This is a genomic window from Anaerolineales bacterium (assembly GCA_019637755.1).
Lineage (GTDB): Bacteria > Chloroflexota > Anaerolineae > Anaerolineales > UBA11579 > JAMCZK01.
This window is the reverse complement of record JAHBVC010000002.1, coordinates 60,750-73,698: the sequence shown is the minus strand read 5'-3', so window position 1 is coordinate 73,698 and position 12,949 is coordinate 60,750. Positions and strand designations below refer to the sequence as shown.

Here is a 12,949-nt window from a genome sequence, read left to right as displayed (position 1 = left end):
ACACCCATGAAACGCGTTCAACTCGAGATCGTACTTGGCACCATCTTTGTTCTGCTCAGTGCGGCGATCATCATCATCCTGGGCATCCGTGAGCCGCAGCGTCTGGCGGATTATGTGCAGCAACAGCGCGCCCGCCAGATCGAATTCGGCGCTGGCGTTTTCCAGGCCAACTGCACCCGTTGCCATGGCACGCAGGGGCAGGGCATTACCGGCATTGCGCCCAGCCTGCGCGACGAGCACTTCTTTGCCGAGCGCATGGCGGAGATCGGCTGGGGCAGCACCCTGGAGGACTACATTGTCTCCGTGGTCACCACCGGCCGCCAGGTCTCCACTCGCCCCGAGTATGTCGGCGGTGGCAGCCCGGCGATGCCCACCTGGTCGGAGCGCTTTGGTGGCCCGCTGCGCGATGACCAAATTCGCGCCGTAGCCGCCTTCATCATGAACTTTGAGCAATACGCCCTGGGCGAGATCCCCACGCCTGAGCCGATCGGCCCGGTAGTGGATGAATCGACTCCCGAGGGCCGCGGCATGGCACTCTTCACCCAGGCGGGTTGTGTGGCTTGCCACACCATCAGCGGCATCAGCACCGCCACCGTCGGCCCCGTGCTCGACGGCCTGGCTGGCCGTGCCGGCAATGAAGTGGCCGGCCTGAGCGCCGAGGAGTACATTCACCAGTCCATCGTGGACCCGAATGCCTTCGTCGTGCCCGGCTTCTCGCCTGACGTAATGCCGCAGAACTTTTCCGAGATCCTTTCCGAGGAAGACATCAGCGATCTGATCGCCTTCCTGCTGGATCGTACTCAGTAAACCTATTCCGCTGACTAACCAAGCGCCCCTTCGCTCGAAGGGGCGCTTGTGTATCGGCACCCCGGCGAATTTTTTGCGGATGTTATACTGGCTGTTCGCGTTGCCCTCATGAAGCGTCTACTGGCTTTTACCTTTTTTGTTCTGTTTGCCGCGTTGTGCGCCTTGGCCGCCGGGCGCGGCTGGGCTGGCCAGGTGCTGGGCGACCCCGTGCGCGGCGGCCGCATCTACGAAAACTGGATGATCACCCTGGATGTGGTGCCACCGCCCGGCAACCACCCCCTGTGGAACACACAAGACGTCAATAAAAGTGCCGGCACGCAAACCTGGACCTGTGTAGCGTGCCACGGCTGGGATTACAAAGGTGCCGCGGGCGCCTATGGGCAGCATTCCACCTACTACACTGGCTTCAAAGGCATTACCGGCATCGTCGGCGGCTCGCAGGCCGAAGTGCTTAGCTGGCTTAACGGCAGCGCCAACGCCAACCATGATTTCAGCAGCTATCTCGACTCGGATGCCACGCGTGATCTGATCGCCTTCCTGCGCACGCGCTTGGTGGATACCGACCTGATGATCAACCCCACCAATGGCGGCGCGCTGGGCAATGCCGAAGAAGGGCGCAAGGATTTTCAAGCCAGTTGTGCGGACTGCCACGGGGCGGATGGTAGCGAAATCAATTTCGGCACAGAGGATTCGCCGCTGTACCTCGCCGATATTGCTGTGGCCGACCCGTGGCGCTTTGTGCACAAGACCCGCTTCGGCGCCACCGTGGCGCCGACCATGCCAGCCAGCGAGGAGCTGGGTTGGTCATTGGGGCGCGTGACCAACCTGCTGGCCGTGGCGCAGGGCCTGACGCGCGGCAATCCCGCGCTGCGGCCCTTTAATCGCAACAGCAGTGGCCCGGTGCAACTGGAAAGCCAGGCGCGCATTGAGCCGCTGGTTTGGGCGGCGGTGGGGCTGTTCGCGGTGGTGGTTGCCGGCGCAGCCTATGATTATTACCAGCAACACTATGCGCCTGGGCGGCGCCACATCAAACGTTAAGTTGCCGCATTGTTTCAGCCAGGTACACTGTTGAAATGACCCCCAAACGTATTCGTTGGCTAGCCATCGTGGCCGCAGTGCTTGTCTTGCTGGCGGGCTATGCGGCTACGGCGCGCCAAGTGACAATTTTGGTCGATGGCCAGGCCGAGCCGCTGACCACGCGGGCGCTTAGCGTAGGCGCCGCGCTGGCTGAGGCCGGTGTCGTGCTGGCCCCGGCGGATACGGTGCAGCCGGCCCGCTGGATGCCGCTGCGCAATGGGCTGGTCATCGCCGTGGAACGCGCCGCGCGCATACACCTGTTTGCCGATGGCGAGTGGTATCACACCGTCAGCAGCGAACGCCAGGTGCGTAGCCTGCTGGCGGAGTGGGATGTGGAGTTGACTGCCGCCGACCAGTTGCTGCTGGCGGGCCGCCCGCTTGACCCTGCGCAGCCGCTGCCGACAGGGGCTGCGCTGGTGCTCACCCTGCGCCGCCCGGTGACGATCACGCTGGAAGTGGATGGCCAGACCCAACAGTTCCACAGCGCGGCCAGCACCCTCGGCGAGGCGCTGGCCGCGCAGGGCATTGCGCTGGCCGCGGCGGATCAATTAGAACCGCCGGCCGAAACGCCGCTGGATGCTGCGCTCAATGCTCAACTGGTACGTGCCCGCCCGCTGACCGTGCAGTTGGCCGGCGAGAGCCACACCGTGTACAGCCCGGCTGCCACGGTGGGCGAAGCGCTGGCCCAGGCTGGGGTGGCGCTGCAAGGCGAGGACTACAGCGTGCCGGCCGAAGATCAGCCCGTGCCGGCAGATGGCCAGATACGCGTGGTGCGCGTGCAAGAGAGCGTGCAGTTGGTGCAGGAAATTGTGCCCCATGAGACGCGCTGGCAGCCTGACGATAGCGCCGAACTGGATCAGCAATCGGTGGTGCAGCTCGGCCAGGATGGTGTGCAAGCGGCGCGCGTACGCGTGCGCTATGAGGATGGCCAGGAAGTCTCGCGCCAAACCGAAGCCGAGCGCCTGCTGGTGCAACCGGTGGAGCAGATCAATGGCTACGGTACCAAGATCGTCATTCACACTGCGGTGGTGGACGGCGTCACGATCGAGTATTACCGCGCCGTGCAGGTGTTCGCTACCTCCTACTCGCCGTGTCGCTCCGGCGTGCCAGACAAGTGCTACCACGGTACCTCGTTGGGCTTGCCAGTCAAGCGTGGCGTGATCGCTACCTGGTACAACTGGTACATCGCCTTGGGAGGACACAGCGTCTACATCCCTGGCTACGGCTCGGCGGTAGTGGCGGATGTTGGCGCCTACCGTGACCGCAGCGTGCCGTGGATCGACTTGGCCTACACGGATGATGATTACGTGGGCTGGGCACAGTATGTCACCATGTACTTCACCACACCCGTGCCGCCAGATGTGCCTTTGGTGTGGCCGCCGTAGCCTGACTGTCATTGCGAGGAGTATTGCGGCTTCGACGCCATGCAAGCCGCAAACGGACGAAGCAATCTCCAATCTGCTAATTCCTAATTTTCATCCCTCCGCCTTCATACTTATAATTGCCGCATGCTCCCGCCCCTTAATGTTCCCGCGCTGCTGCGCGCTCACGGCCTGCGGCCCAACAAACGCCTGGGCCAAAACTTTCTCGTTGATGAAGTGCATTTGGAGAACATCGTGCGTGCGGCCGGGGTAGGGGCAGGCGATGAGGTGCTCGAGATCGGCGCCGGGCTCGGCTCGCTGACCCGCCACCTGGCGGCCGCAGCTGGCCGCGTGGTGGCCGTGGAGCTGGATGCGGGCTTGCTGCCCGCCCTCAGCAGCACGCTGCAGGGCGTGGAGAACGTGCAGGTGTTGCATGCCGACATTTTTGACGTAGACATCAGCCAGCACTTCACGCAAGACGGCTTTCTGGTCGTTGCCAATATCCCCTACTATCTGACCTCGAACCTTATCCGCCACTTGCTGGAGAGCCACCCACGCCCGGCGCGCATGGCGCTCACCGTGCAGCTGGAGGTAGCCCAGCGGGCCTGCGCCAGCGCGCCGGACCTTTCGCTGCTGGCGCTCAGCGTGCAGCTCTACGGCCAGCCGCGGCTGGCGCACCACATTCCCGCCGGTGCCTTCTACCCGGCACCCAACGTGGATTCGGCGCTGCTGCTGATTGAGCTCTACCAGCAACCCTTGCTGCCCTGGGAACGGATCGACCCCTTCTTCAAAGTAGCCAAAGCAGCCTTCGCCCAGAAGCGCAAGACGCTGGCCAACTCGCTGGGGGCGATGTGGGGCAAGACCGAAGCCGCCAGCCGCCTGCAGGCGGCTGGCATCGACCCGATGCGCCGCCCACAAACGCTCACGCTAGCGGAGTGGGGCAGGCTGATTAATGAACCCGGTTGAGTTTTGTGGTGCTAGGTGTTGAGCGAGAAATGCTCGTATAAACGCTCAAGTGTGAATTTGTTTCTTAGTTTGCACGCCGAGTTTTGATTGGCAAACATACCCTTTTCCCAAATTGCCTCTTCCAGCGGGCGGGTGCTCTCCCACTGGATGCGTACCAGATATTCGCAGAGCTCGGGATCATTGGCGTTTTCTCCCATGGCGTTGGCCACGAGAGGCGCATTGAGTATCGGCGTGGGCGTTCCGTTGATCTCCACCGTAAATTCTGAAACCGGCTTCACCTCTTCCAGCACCTTGCCTACACCGACATAACCAGTTTGCGGGATAAAGACGAAGACACGCGCTCCAGAGGTGAGCATGGCCAGCGTATGGCTGTACCATTTTCCGCCACCGGCCGAGATGAAGCCATAGGTAATCGCATCCTTCCAGCTGCGGCGCGGGCCTTCGCCAAAGGAACAGTAGAAGTCAGAGCCGTTCCATAGTTCTTTGCCGCGCAAGCGCGCCCCTTTTTCGGCTTGAACCTCGGCTTGCGCGGGATCGATCAGCCAGGAGCGCGCCAGAAACTCACCGCCATCTACCCGGTAGTACTGAAAGAAAACTACATTGATCGGCACACCAAAGGCGGTGGAAAGGTAGTTAACGATACGCTCGGTGGCATTGTCCATCTCGGCGGCCACGATCAGCAAGCGATGTTGCTGGTTTATTTCTTCGGGTGGCGGGCCGCCAAAGTGCTGCGCGTAGGCAGTCTCAAACTCGGAGTGCGGTGCGTAGGCATTGTAAATGCTGGCGATGGCATCGTACTTCAGCTCTTGTACCCATGTGGCGTAATCAAGAATTTGGGCGACGACTTCGCGCGGCGTCTTGTTGCGTTTGAGCTCCAGCACCACCAGATCCCCTGAGGGATTGATCGCCAATAGATCAATGTACTTGCCAAAAGGTGTTTGCACCTGGCGGCCAATGATCATCAGATTCGGATCGATCACGCCGATATCCGCATCAATGGCGGCCTCAAGGCGGCTTTCGGCTTCCAGCGAAGAGGACGGAACTTTTTCGAGGCCGTGATCGATGCGCCACAGCTCAGTTTTTATTGGCATGAATACCCACCATCAAAAGAATGTTATCAGACGCCCAGCGAGGAACGCATAAACGCCTCTGGCTAAGAGTGTACTTCCTTTAGCACTGCCAGCATCTCTGCATGCAGCGCCGGGCTGGCCGCCAGGATGCCGTTTTGCTGCGCCAGAAACTCTGCCTGGCCCAGCACCCCGCTAGCCACGCCGCCCGCCTCGTGCACCAGCAGGGCGCCAGCCGCCAGATCCCATGCGCTCAGCTTGAGCTGCCAGTAGCCGTCCAGGCGGCCAGCAGCCACATAGCACAGGTCGAGGGCGGCGGAACCGAGGCGGCGCACGCCTTGGCTGCGTAGCGAGAAGGCCTGGAACTCGGCAAAGTTGTTGCGCGGGCTGGTGCGCACATCGTAGGGGAAGCCGGTGACCAGCAAGCTCTCGCGCAGTGAGGGCGGGTTGGTGACCTGAATGCGCGCCCCGTTCAGCCAGGCGCCCTGGCCGCGTTCGGCGCTGAACATCTCATCTGCCATTGGGTCGTACACAGCGGCAAACTGCAAGGCGCCGCTGTGTTCGTAGGCGATCGAGACACAGAAGGTCTGCATGCCGTGGGCGTAGTTGAGCGTACCGTCCAGCGGGTCAATGTACCAGACATGCTCGGCATCGCCATTGTGCTCGCCGGTTTCCTCGCTCAAGATGCGATGCTCTGGGAACTGGCCCATGATCTCGCCCAGCAACAGCGCCTCAGAGGCGTGGTCCACCTCGGTCACCAGGTCAGCCTCGCCCTTGTAGGCGATTTCATGCTGCTGGCCGTAGCCGGCGCGCAAAACCTCGCCAGCACGGCGCGCCAAATCTTCGATGAATACTAGAGCAGGTTTCATGATTGATGCTAGTTTGATAGTGGATTATCCGATTAACAGATTGGGTTTGATGAATTTGTTAATCAACTAATCGATTAATCAGAACTCGCCGTGCGCTTCCCTGGCCAACTGCTCAAAATAAGCGTTGAGGAATTCTTGGCGCTGGGCACCAATCGCTTTGGCGGTGGGGGTGTAGAAGCGCTCCAAAATCTTGCTCAGTTTGAACAAGTACTCGTGATAGGAGCTGTGGGTTTCGTCGGCAGCCTTCTCGCCTGTTTGCATGAAGTGCTCAGACGGCTCGGCAAAGAAGGGCCACTCCATCACCACGTCATAGGCCAGCGTGCGTGCCACGCCGTAGGCGCCAATCACGTCCAGCTTGTCGGCGTCAAACACGATCTTGGCTTCCAGCGTCTGCGGGCGTTCGGTGCCACGGAAGCGGTGCGTGCGGATGCAGTGCTGCACCGCAGCAATGCGCTCGGCGGGCCAGCCTTCGGCGGCCAGCACCTCGGCGGCGAACTCGGCGCCGCTCTCCTGGTGGTCGGCGCGGGTTTCGCCGCCGGTCTGGCCGCTGGCATCGTGCAGCAGCACGGCGGCGCGCACGATCTCGATGTCGGCGCCTTCGCGCTCGGCCAGATGCTCTGCCGTGCGCAAGACGCGCAAAATATGATCGAAGCCGTGTACTGGGTCGTAAGCGGGATACCAGGCGCGGGCTTGATCAATTGTGGGCATGCTGCAATCTTCTTTCGTGGTTAGCGGGCGATGTAGTAGATAACTCCCAGCAGTATAACGCCAACCAAGCCGAAGACGAATGCACGCATGGCCAATTTGATGATGGCGCGCAGGATCACCACGGATAGCCCTATGAAAAGGATCAGGGCCAACAGCGCGTAATGCGCGGGCATGCTACTGATTAGATTCTGTAGAAAGCTCATCTTGATGTACCAGGTACGGCACTCCTTTCTTGTACACACTATGTACAAGATTGGTGCCAAACCGGTAACCAAGTTGGCGGTAATCCGCCACATCCAGAATGAGCAGGTCGGCTTGCTTGCCCGGCTCCAGCGAGCCGGTGCGCTCCGCCGCGCCGATGGCTGCGGCGGCGTTGATCGTGGTGGCGGCAATCGCCTCGGCTTGGGTCAGCTTGAGCTGGCGGCAGGCCAGCGCCAGCGTGAATTGCAGGCTCTCACACCAGGCGGTGCCGGGGTTAAGGTCACCGCCTACGGCCAGCAGGCCACCCGCCGCCAAGATCTTGCGCGCCGGCGCGTTATGCGCCTCGGCCAGGCCGAACGGCGTGGCGGGCAGAGCTACCCCCACGGTGTCACTGGCGGCCAAGGCAGCGATCTCCTCATCGGAGATGGCCACCAGATGATCCACCGAGGCGGCGCCCAACTCAACGGCTAGGGCGGTGCCGCCCAGATTATCGAACTCATCGGCGTGCAGTTTGAGCGGGAAGCCGGCGTCTTTGGCGGCTTCTAGCATCAGACGTGTTTGTCCCAGGTCGAACGCCCCCGTCTCACAGAACACATCAAAGAAGGGCAGCGGGCGGCCGCCGGCGTGCGCCAGCCACCAGGCTTTGAGCTCGGGTAGCCAGTTGTGCGCCAGCTCTTGGGCATAGTCGCCGGCGCGGTCTTTGAATTCTGCGGGGATAGCGTGAGCACCCAGAAAAGTAATCGCCAGCTCCCACGGTCCTTGGGCATCCAACGCCAGCAGCACCTCCAGCAGGCGCAGCTCGCTCTCAAGGCTGAGGCCGTAGCCGCTCTTGGCTTCAATCGTGGCGCTGCCGTGGGCAAACATGCGCCGCAGACGCGCCTCGGTCTCGGCGTGTAGCTGCTCCAGAGTGGCGGCACGCGTGGCGCGCACGGTGGAGAGGATGCCGCCGCCCGCCGCCAGCACCTCCAGGTAGCTCTTGCCCTGCTGGCGCAGTTCAAACTCGGCGGCACGGTCGCCCGCCCAGATGGGGTGGCTGTGGGCGTCTACAAAGGCGGGCATGACCACGCGCCCGCTGGCATCGTAGCTGTCTTCGTTGGGGTAGGCGGCGCGCAGCTCGGCGCTGTGGCCCACGGCGGCGATGGTGCCCTCGCGCAGCAGCACGGCGCCGTCTTCGATCAAGCCTAGCGTGCCCAGCTGGGCACCGCGTTGCGGCCCACCGGCCAGCGTGAGGAGTTGGGATGCGGAATGGATGAGCATAGGGGGGAGTATAAGCCGGACTGGGAGTGAGTTGTTGGTTAGTCGTTATTGACTAGTGTTGTCTCTTGGTCATTTAGTCGGCTGGTCGACCAATAGACTAAACGACTAGGCAACTACAGACTATATTCGTCGGCTAGAGTTGATTTCCGCCCTTCATCCTTGCATTCTTGCCATCCCCATGCTAGAGTTACCCGTCTTCCCAAGCTCACAATGAACGCCTCTCGTAAACAACAATTAGACCAGCAACTGCGTGCCCTCCTGGCGAGTACGCCTGAGATCGAAGGCGCCGCGCTGGTGAGCGATGACGGCTTGATCATCGCCTCTGTGCTGGCGCCGCCCGCGGAGGAAGACCGCGTGGCGGCCATGTCGGCGGCGCTGCTCTCGCTGGGCGAGCGCATCGCGCGTGAGTTGGGCCGTGGCACGCTGGAGCAGGTGTATATCAAAGGCAACCAGGGTTTCGCTTTGCTCACTGCCGCCAATGCGCGCACTGTGCTCACCATCATGGCCAGCAATGAGGCGCGCCTAGGCCTCTTGCTGCTGGAGTTGCGCAAGGCGGTGAACGACTTGCAGCGCTTGCTCTAAACCATGCTCGCCCTATCTTCAAGTGGCTATTACTTGCCCAATCGTTTTGCCCGCACGGTGTTGGAAAGTACCCAGGAATTGGTGGCTGGCGCCACCATTATGCAGGCGCTGTTACAAGGCGCTGGGCTGGCTCACTTGCACGGCGAGTACCCGCCGGCCAACTTGGCGCGCGAATTTGATTTTGCCGAGTTCGCCGCGCTGCACACCGGCATGGAGGCGCTGTATGGCCCACGTGGCGGCCGCGGCCTGGCGCTGCGCGTGGGGCGCCAAACCTTTGCCCGCGCCCTGAGCAACTTCGGGGCGCTGGCCGGCACGGCCGATGCGGCTTTCCGCATATTACCGCTGCCCGTAAAATTGCGTATTGGGCTGGGCGCTCTGGCACGTATCTTCAGCCAGATCAGTGACCAGGCGAGCCAATTGGTGGAGCACGCCAACGAATTTCACTTCCGCGTGGCGCCCAACGCAGTGTGCTGGGGGCGCCGCGGCGAGGCCAAGCCGGTGTGCTTCTTCATGGTCGGCTTGTTACAGGAGGCGGCGCACAGCCTTTCCGGCGGGCGCGAGTTCCGCGTGGATGAGGCTGAGTGCTGTGCGTGTGGGCACAGCCAGTGCGATTTTGTCATTTACAAGCAGCCTTCGGATTGATATGAAGATCACCCTGGTTATCCCTACCTATAATGAAGTTGAAAATCTGCCGCGGCTGGTGGCGGCCATCCTGGCGCAATCGATTGCCGGGCTGGATATTTTGATCGTTGATGATATGAGCCCTGACGGCACGGGGGCAGTGGCCGATGCGCTGGCTGCGCAGCATGCCAATGTGGAAGTGTTGCACCGCCAGGGGCCGCGTGGCCTGGGGCGCGCCTACATCTACGGCTTCGAGTACGCCCTGCAGCGCGGCGCCGAAGCCATCGGCCAGATGGATTGCGATTTTTCGCACCCGCCGGAGAAGCTGCCTGAGCTGGTGGCCAAACTGGCCGAGTGTGATCTGGCGTTGGGCTCGCGTTACATTCCCGGCGGCAGTATTGACCGCCATTGGCCGCTGTGGCGCAAAGCGCTCTCGCGCTGGGGCAATTTTTACGCCCGCAGCATTCTGGGCATCCCGGTCAAAGATGTTACCGGCGCCTTCCGCCTCTGGCGGCGTGAACTGCTCGAGAAGATTCCTTATCAGAATGTCGTCTCGAGTGGCTACGTCTTCCTGTATGAGATCCTGTTCCTGGCACACCGGGCCGGGGCGCGCTTTGGCGAGGTGCCCTTCTATTTTGCGGATCGCACCGAAGGCAAATCCAAAATGCGCATGCGCGTGCAAATTGAGGCTGCCGTGCGCGTCTGGCAGGTGCGCTGGCATTATCGCAATTGGCGGCCGCCGGCGTGAGAGCGCCGTGGCGCAGCCTAGCCGTCGTAGCCGCCCTTGGGCTGGCGGCGGCCTTGCTGGTGCGTGGCTTTGCCCGCCTGCCGATTGCGGATAGCGGGCTGGCGATCGATTGGAAACATATCTGGTCCGGCACGCGCCACTTCTCCGCACACTACGGCCTTACTGAATTACGTACACCTCCCTGGGCTTTGCCGTTTCTATGGCCGCTGAGTCTGCTGCCCCTCGCCAGCAGTTGGGCGCTGCTAGGCTTGCTGTGCTTGTGCGTACTCGCACTCTGCGTGCCGCGCACCGGGCGCTTGCGCTGGGCGGCAGGCGTGCTGCTGCTGTGCAGCAGCTACCCCGCCCTGCGCCAACTGGCCGATGGCAACCTGGAGTTGCTGGTGATCGGTGGCATTCTGCTATTGCTGGCCGCCGCCCGCCGCCATAATGCCTGGCTGCTGGCCGCTGGCGTGCTGCTGGCCAGCGCCAAGATCCAGGAAACCTGGCTGTTCTTGCTGGTGTATGGCTGGCAGACCCTGCGCTGTTGGCCGCGGCGCCCACTGCTGCAGGCGGCTGGGCTGGTGCTGGCGCTGGCTTTGCCCTTGCTGGCCTGGAAGGGCGGCGAGTGGTGGCTGGCGATGCGCACCTTCCCCTGGGGTGGCACGCTGATCGATAGCAGCCTGGCAGCCGTTAGCGGGCGGCATGCGGGCTGGCTGCTGTGGCTGCTCTGGCCGGCGGTGTTGGCGATCACGCTGGCGGCACTATGGCGCAGTGGTGTGCATAAGGCCAGCACGCTGACCCAGTTGCAAGCCGGTGCGCTGGTCGCGGCGGGCTTGTTGCTGGCGCCGTATGCTGCCAGCAACAGTGTGCTCACCCCGCTGGCGCTGGCCGGCAGTGCGCTGTGGGCGACGCTCCCGGCGCGCGGCGTACTGCTTTTCGCCGCGGCCAATATCCCTTATGGGCTGATGGGGAATTTGCAATGGCGCCTGACCCAGGAGTCAGACTATTGGTGTGTGGTGTTGCTGCTGATATTGGGGCTGAGCCTAAGTAGCGTGCAAGCTACTAGAAATGTTTCAGCTAAAATCTAATCGCTAATCGCTAATCGCTAATCGCTAATCGCTGATTACTAGTCCCTAATCACTAATCGTTAATCGCTAATCGCTGATTACTAGTCCCTAATCACTAATCGTTAATCGCTAATCATCGATTACGGTTTACTGTTAACTGTTAACTGCTCACTGCTCACTGATTATTGCTCACTGATTTCTTTTCATTACTCAACAACTTCCAACGTCAGCATCGTCCCCGCTGGGTAAATAAATAGGAAATTCTTCCACCAACGCTGCAGTTGCTCTTCGCTCCAGCGCGCCGGGTTCTGTTCACGCGGCGCGCCAGGGTCGAGCACTAGCCAGTGCGGGGCACTGTATTCCAGTGGCACAACGACATGCGGTATCCCGGTGGCGCCGACGCCGTAGATCAGCGTGGGTTGGCCGGCGGCCAGCACGGCGCGCAGCTCCGCCGGGGTTTGGCGGCGGCGCAGCACCGGCCGCCACGGGAAGCTGATACCTTCCCTGCGCAGCATGCGCCCATAGGCGCGCAAGCCCCACAGCGCGGCCAGCGGGTGGGTTGCGCCGCCCGGGCCGGGGAACCAGGCCGGGAAGCGCGGAAAGCGAAAGGGAATATGATCCAAAAAGCGGCCCAGCTGCACGGCCGCCAGGCTAAAGCCCGGCTGGCCGCTGCGGCGGGCCGCCATATTGGTCAGCGTGGTCATGGCGCACAGGGCGCATTCATTCGGGTTGCGGTGGCTGCCGTCGTACTGGTATTGGTGCACCTGCAGCACTTCAGGCAGGCTGAGCGGTGCGCTGGGCTTGGCCATCGCTGTCGCTCAGCCCCCGCGCAGCGCCTTTTCCAGCGCAGCAAAATCCACGCGGGCGGTCAGATCGAGGCTGAGCGGCGTGACGGCCACCTTCTTCTCCACCAGGGTGGCGTGCACATCCGTGCCGGCGCCGAAGATACTGGTATCGCTGGGCTCGGCATAGCCGGTGGAACCCGGCTCAGACCACGAGGCACGTTGTGGTGCGGTGGCGGCGTAGAAGCGCATGCGCGAGAGACGCGTCAGCTCCCAGGGGGTATCCAGGCTGGCGTTGGCCGGCACCTCGATCTTGAGCACCTGCATATCTTCGGGGAACTGTTGGGTGAGCAACTTCTGGGCGAACAGCGCGGTGAAGTATGCCGCGGGCTTGAAATCGATCTCGGTGGAGTGGGTGAGGTGGTACTTGTGCTCAGTCTCCAGCGAGACGGCCAGCGCCGGAGCGCCGTAGGAGGCGCCTTCGAGCGCCGCGCCCACCGTGCCGGAGATGGTGACGCCGGTGCCGAAGTTGGTGCCATAGTTCACACCCGCCACCACCAGATCCGGCGTGAAGGGCGGCATGATCTCAAGGATGGCATGCTGCACCACCTGGGCGGGCGTGCCGCCCACGGCGTAAATCGTCCAGTCATTGCCGTGCACGTTGAGCGTTTGGGTGGTGATGATGCCATCCGAGCTGTTGGGCATACTGCGCCCCATGCCGGAGGACTGCTCGCGCGGGGCGGCTACCCATACATAGCCCAGCGCCGAGAGTGCCTCGGCGGCGGCCCACAGGCCGGGCGAGTTGATGCCGTCATCGTTGGTTAAGAGAATTTGGGGTCTGTCTTTGTTTTCCATGA

General features: G+C 62.3%; 15 protein-coding genes. 8 read left to right on the top strand and 7 right to left on the bottom strand.

Annotated features, from left to right (window positions below):
- Positions 1-6: 6 nt before the first annotated feature.
- The 4 genes from KF821_08135 to rsmA all read left to right on the top strand — a co-directional run bounded on the left by KF821_08135 (position 7) and on the right by rsmA (position 4,211).
- Entirely contained in the window at positions 7-807 is an 801-nt protein-coding gene (locus KF821_08135) for a c-type cytochrome (protein ID MBX3005774.1), read from the top strand.
- Between the two features lie 108 nt (positions 808-915).
- Positions 916-1,845 (top strand): cytochrome c, encoded by a 930-nt coding sequence (locus tag KF821_08130; protein ID MBX3005773.1) that lies wholly within the window; start codon positions 916-918, stop codon positions 1,843-1,845.
- A gap of 35 nt (positions 1,846-1,880) precedes the next feature.
- Entirely contained in the window at positions 1,881-3,269 is a 1,389-nt protein-coding gene (locus KF821_08125) for a DUF348 domain-containing protein (GenBank protein ID MBX3005772.1), read from the top strand.
- A 123-nt stretch (positions 3,270-3,392) separates the two neighbouring features.
- Complete coding sequence (gene rsmA, locus KF821_08120) at positions 3,393-4,211, top strand: ribosomal RNA small subunit methyltransferase A (GenBank protein MBX3005771.1); 819 nt, start codon at positions 3,393-3,395, stop codon at positions 4,209-4,211.
- An 11-nt stretch (positions 4,212-4,222) separates the two neighbouring features.
- On the opposite strand, the gene KF821_08115 is transcribed toward rsmA, so the two are convergent.
- The 5 genes from KF821_08115 to hutI all read right to left on the bottom strand — a co-directional run bounded on the left by KF821_08115 (position 4,223) and on the right by hutI (position 8,313).
- Positions 4,223-5,302, bottom strand: coding sequence for a hypothetical protein (locus KF821_08115; protein ID MBX3005770.1), 1,080 nt, complete (start codon positions 5,300-5,302; stop codon positions 4,223-4,225).
- 62 nt (positions 5,303-5,364) lie between these two features.
- Positions 5,365-6,147: an inositol monophosphatase gene (locus KF821_08110; protein MBX3005769.1), complete on the bottom strand. Its 783-nt coding sequence runs from the start codon at positions 6,145-6,147 to the stop codon at positions 5,365-5,367.
- Positions 6,148-6,225: 78 nt separating this feature from the next.
- Positions 6,226-6,855, bottom strand: coding sequence for an HD domain-containing protein (locus KF821_08105; protein MBX3005768.1), 630 nt, complete (start codon positions 6,853-6,855; stop codon positions 6,226-6,228).
- A gap of 20 nt (positions 6,856-6,875) precedes the next feature.
- A complete protein-coding gene (locus tag KF821_08100) occupies positions 6,876-7,028 on the bottom strand; it encodes a hypothetical protein (GenBank protein ID MBX3005767.1) in 153 nt (50 codons plus the stop codon).
- Between the two features lies 1 nt (position 7,029).
- Complete coding sequence (hutI, locus tag KF821_08095) at positions 7,030-8,313, bottom strand: imidazolonepropionase (protein ID MBX3005766.1); 1,284 nt, start codon at positions 8,311-8,313, stop codon at positions 7,030-7,032.
- Between the two features lie 210 nt (positions 8,314-8,523).
- Between hutI and KF821_08090 the strand changes: the two genes are divergently transcribed.
- From KF821_08090 to KF821_08075, 4 genes are read left to right on the top strand one after another with little or no spacing between them, the layout of a single operon-like run.
- On the top strand, positions 8,524-8,895 hold the full coding sequence (locus tag KF821_08090; protein ID MBX3005765.1) for a roadblock/LC7 domain-containing protein: 372 nt from the start codon (positions 8,524-8,526) through the stop codon (positions 8,893-8,895).
- Between the two features lie 33 nt (positions 8,896-8,928).
- Positions 8,929-9,537 (top strand): 4-vinyl reductase, encoded by a 609-nt coding sequence (locus tag KF821_08085; protein ID MBX3005764.1) that lies wholly within the window; start codon positions 8,929-8,931, stop codon positions 9,535-9,537.
- A gap of 1 nt (position 9,538) precedes the next feature.
- On the top strand, positions 9,539-10,264 hold the full coding sequence (locus KF821_08080; GenBank protein ID MBX3005763.1) for a polyprenol monophosphomannose synthase: 726 nt from the start codon (positions 9,539-9,541) through the stop codon (positions 10,262-10,264).
- Positions 10,261-11,331 (top strand): hypothetical protein, encoded by a 1,071-nt coding sequence (locus KF821_08075; protein MBX3005762.1) that lies wholly within the window; start codon positions 10,261-10,263, stop codon positions 11,329-11,331. The genes KF821_08080 and KF821_08075 overlap by 4 nt, the downstream gene beginning before the upstream one ends.
- A 185-nt stretch (positions 11,332-11,516) precedes the next feature.
- On the opposite strand, the gene KF821_08070 is transcribed toward KF821_08075, so the two are convergent.
- Positions 11,517-12,119 (bottom strand): hypothetical protein, encoded by a 603-nt coding sequence (locus tag KF821_08070; protein MBX3005761.1) that lies wholly within the window; start codon positions 12,117-12,119, stop codon positions 11,517-11,519.
- Between the two features lie 9 nt (positions 12,120-12,128).
- A complete protein-coding gene (gene surE / locus KF821_08065) occupies positions 12,129-12,947 on the bottom strand; it encodes a 5'/3'-nucleotidase SurE (protein ID MBX3005760.1) in 819 nt (272 codons plus the stop codon).
- Between the last annotated feature and the right edge of the window lie 2 nt (positions 12,948-12,949).

Excerpts from the sequence above, each read along its gene's own strand:
- KF821_08135 (MBX3005774.1), top strand. The coding sequence starts at position 7 with ATGAAACGCGTTCAACTCGAGATCGTACTTGGCACCATCTTTGTTCTG.
- KF821_08130 (MBX3005773.1), top strand. The coding sequence starts at position 916 with ATGAAGCGTCTACTGGCTTTTACCTTTTTTGTTCTGTTTGCCGCGTTG.
- KF821_08125 (MBX3005772.1), top strand. The coding sequence starts at position 1,881 with ATGACCCCCAAACGTATTCGTTGGCTAGCCATCGTGGCCGCAGTGCTT.
- rsmA (MBX3005771.1), top strand. The coding sequence starts at position 3,393 with ATGCTCCCGCCCCTTAATGTTCCCGCGCTGCTGCGCGCTCACGGCCTG.
- KF821_08115 (MBX3005770.1), bottom strand. The coding sequence starts at position 5,302 with ATGCCAATAAAAACTGAGCTGTGGCGCATCGATCACGGCCTCGAAAAA.
- KF821_08110 (MBX3005769.1), bottom strand. The coding sequence starts at position 6,147 with ATGAAACCTGCTCTAGTATTCATCGAAGATTTGGCGCGCCGTGCTGGC.
- KF821_08105 (MBX3005768.1), bottom strand. The coding sequence starts at position 6,855 with ATGCCCACAATTGATCAAGCCCGCGCCTGGTATCCCGCTTACGACCCA.
- KF821_08100 (MBX3005767.1), bottom strand. The coding sequence starts at position 7,028 with ATGCCCGCGCATTACGCGCTGTTGGCCCTGATCCTTTTCATAGGGCTA.
- hutI (MBX3005766.1), bottom strand. The coding sequence starts at position 8,313 with ATGCTCATCCATTCCGCATCCCAACTCCTCACGCTGGCCGGTGGGCCG.
- KF821_08090 (MBX3005765.1), top strand. The coding sequence starts at position 8,524 with ATGAACGCCTCTCGTAAACAACAATTAGACCAGCAACTGCGTGCCCTC.
- KF821_08080 (MBX3005763.1), top strand. The coding sequence starts at position 9,539 with ATGAAGATCACCCTGGTTATCCCTACCTATAATGAAGTTGAAAATCTG.
- KF821_08070 (MBX3005761.1), bottom strand. The coding sequence starts at position 12,119 with ATGGCCAAGCCCAGCGCACCGCTCAGCCTGCCTGAAGTGCTGCAGGTG.
- surE (MBX3005760.1), bottom strand. The coding sequence starts at position 12,947 with ATGGAAAACAAAGACAGACCCCAAATTCTCTTAACCAACGATGACGGC.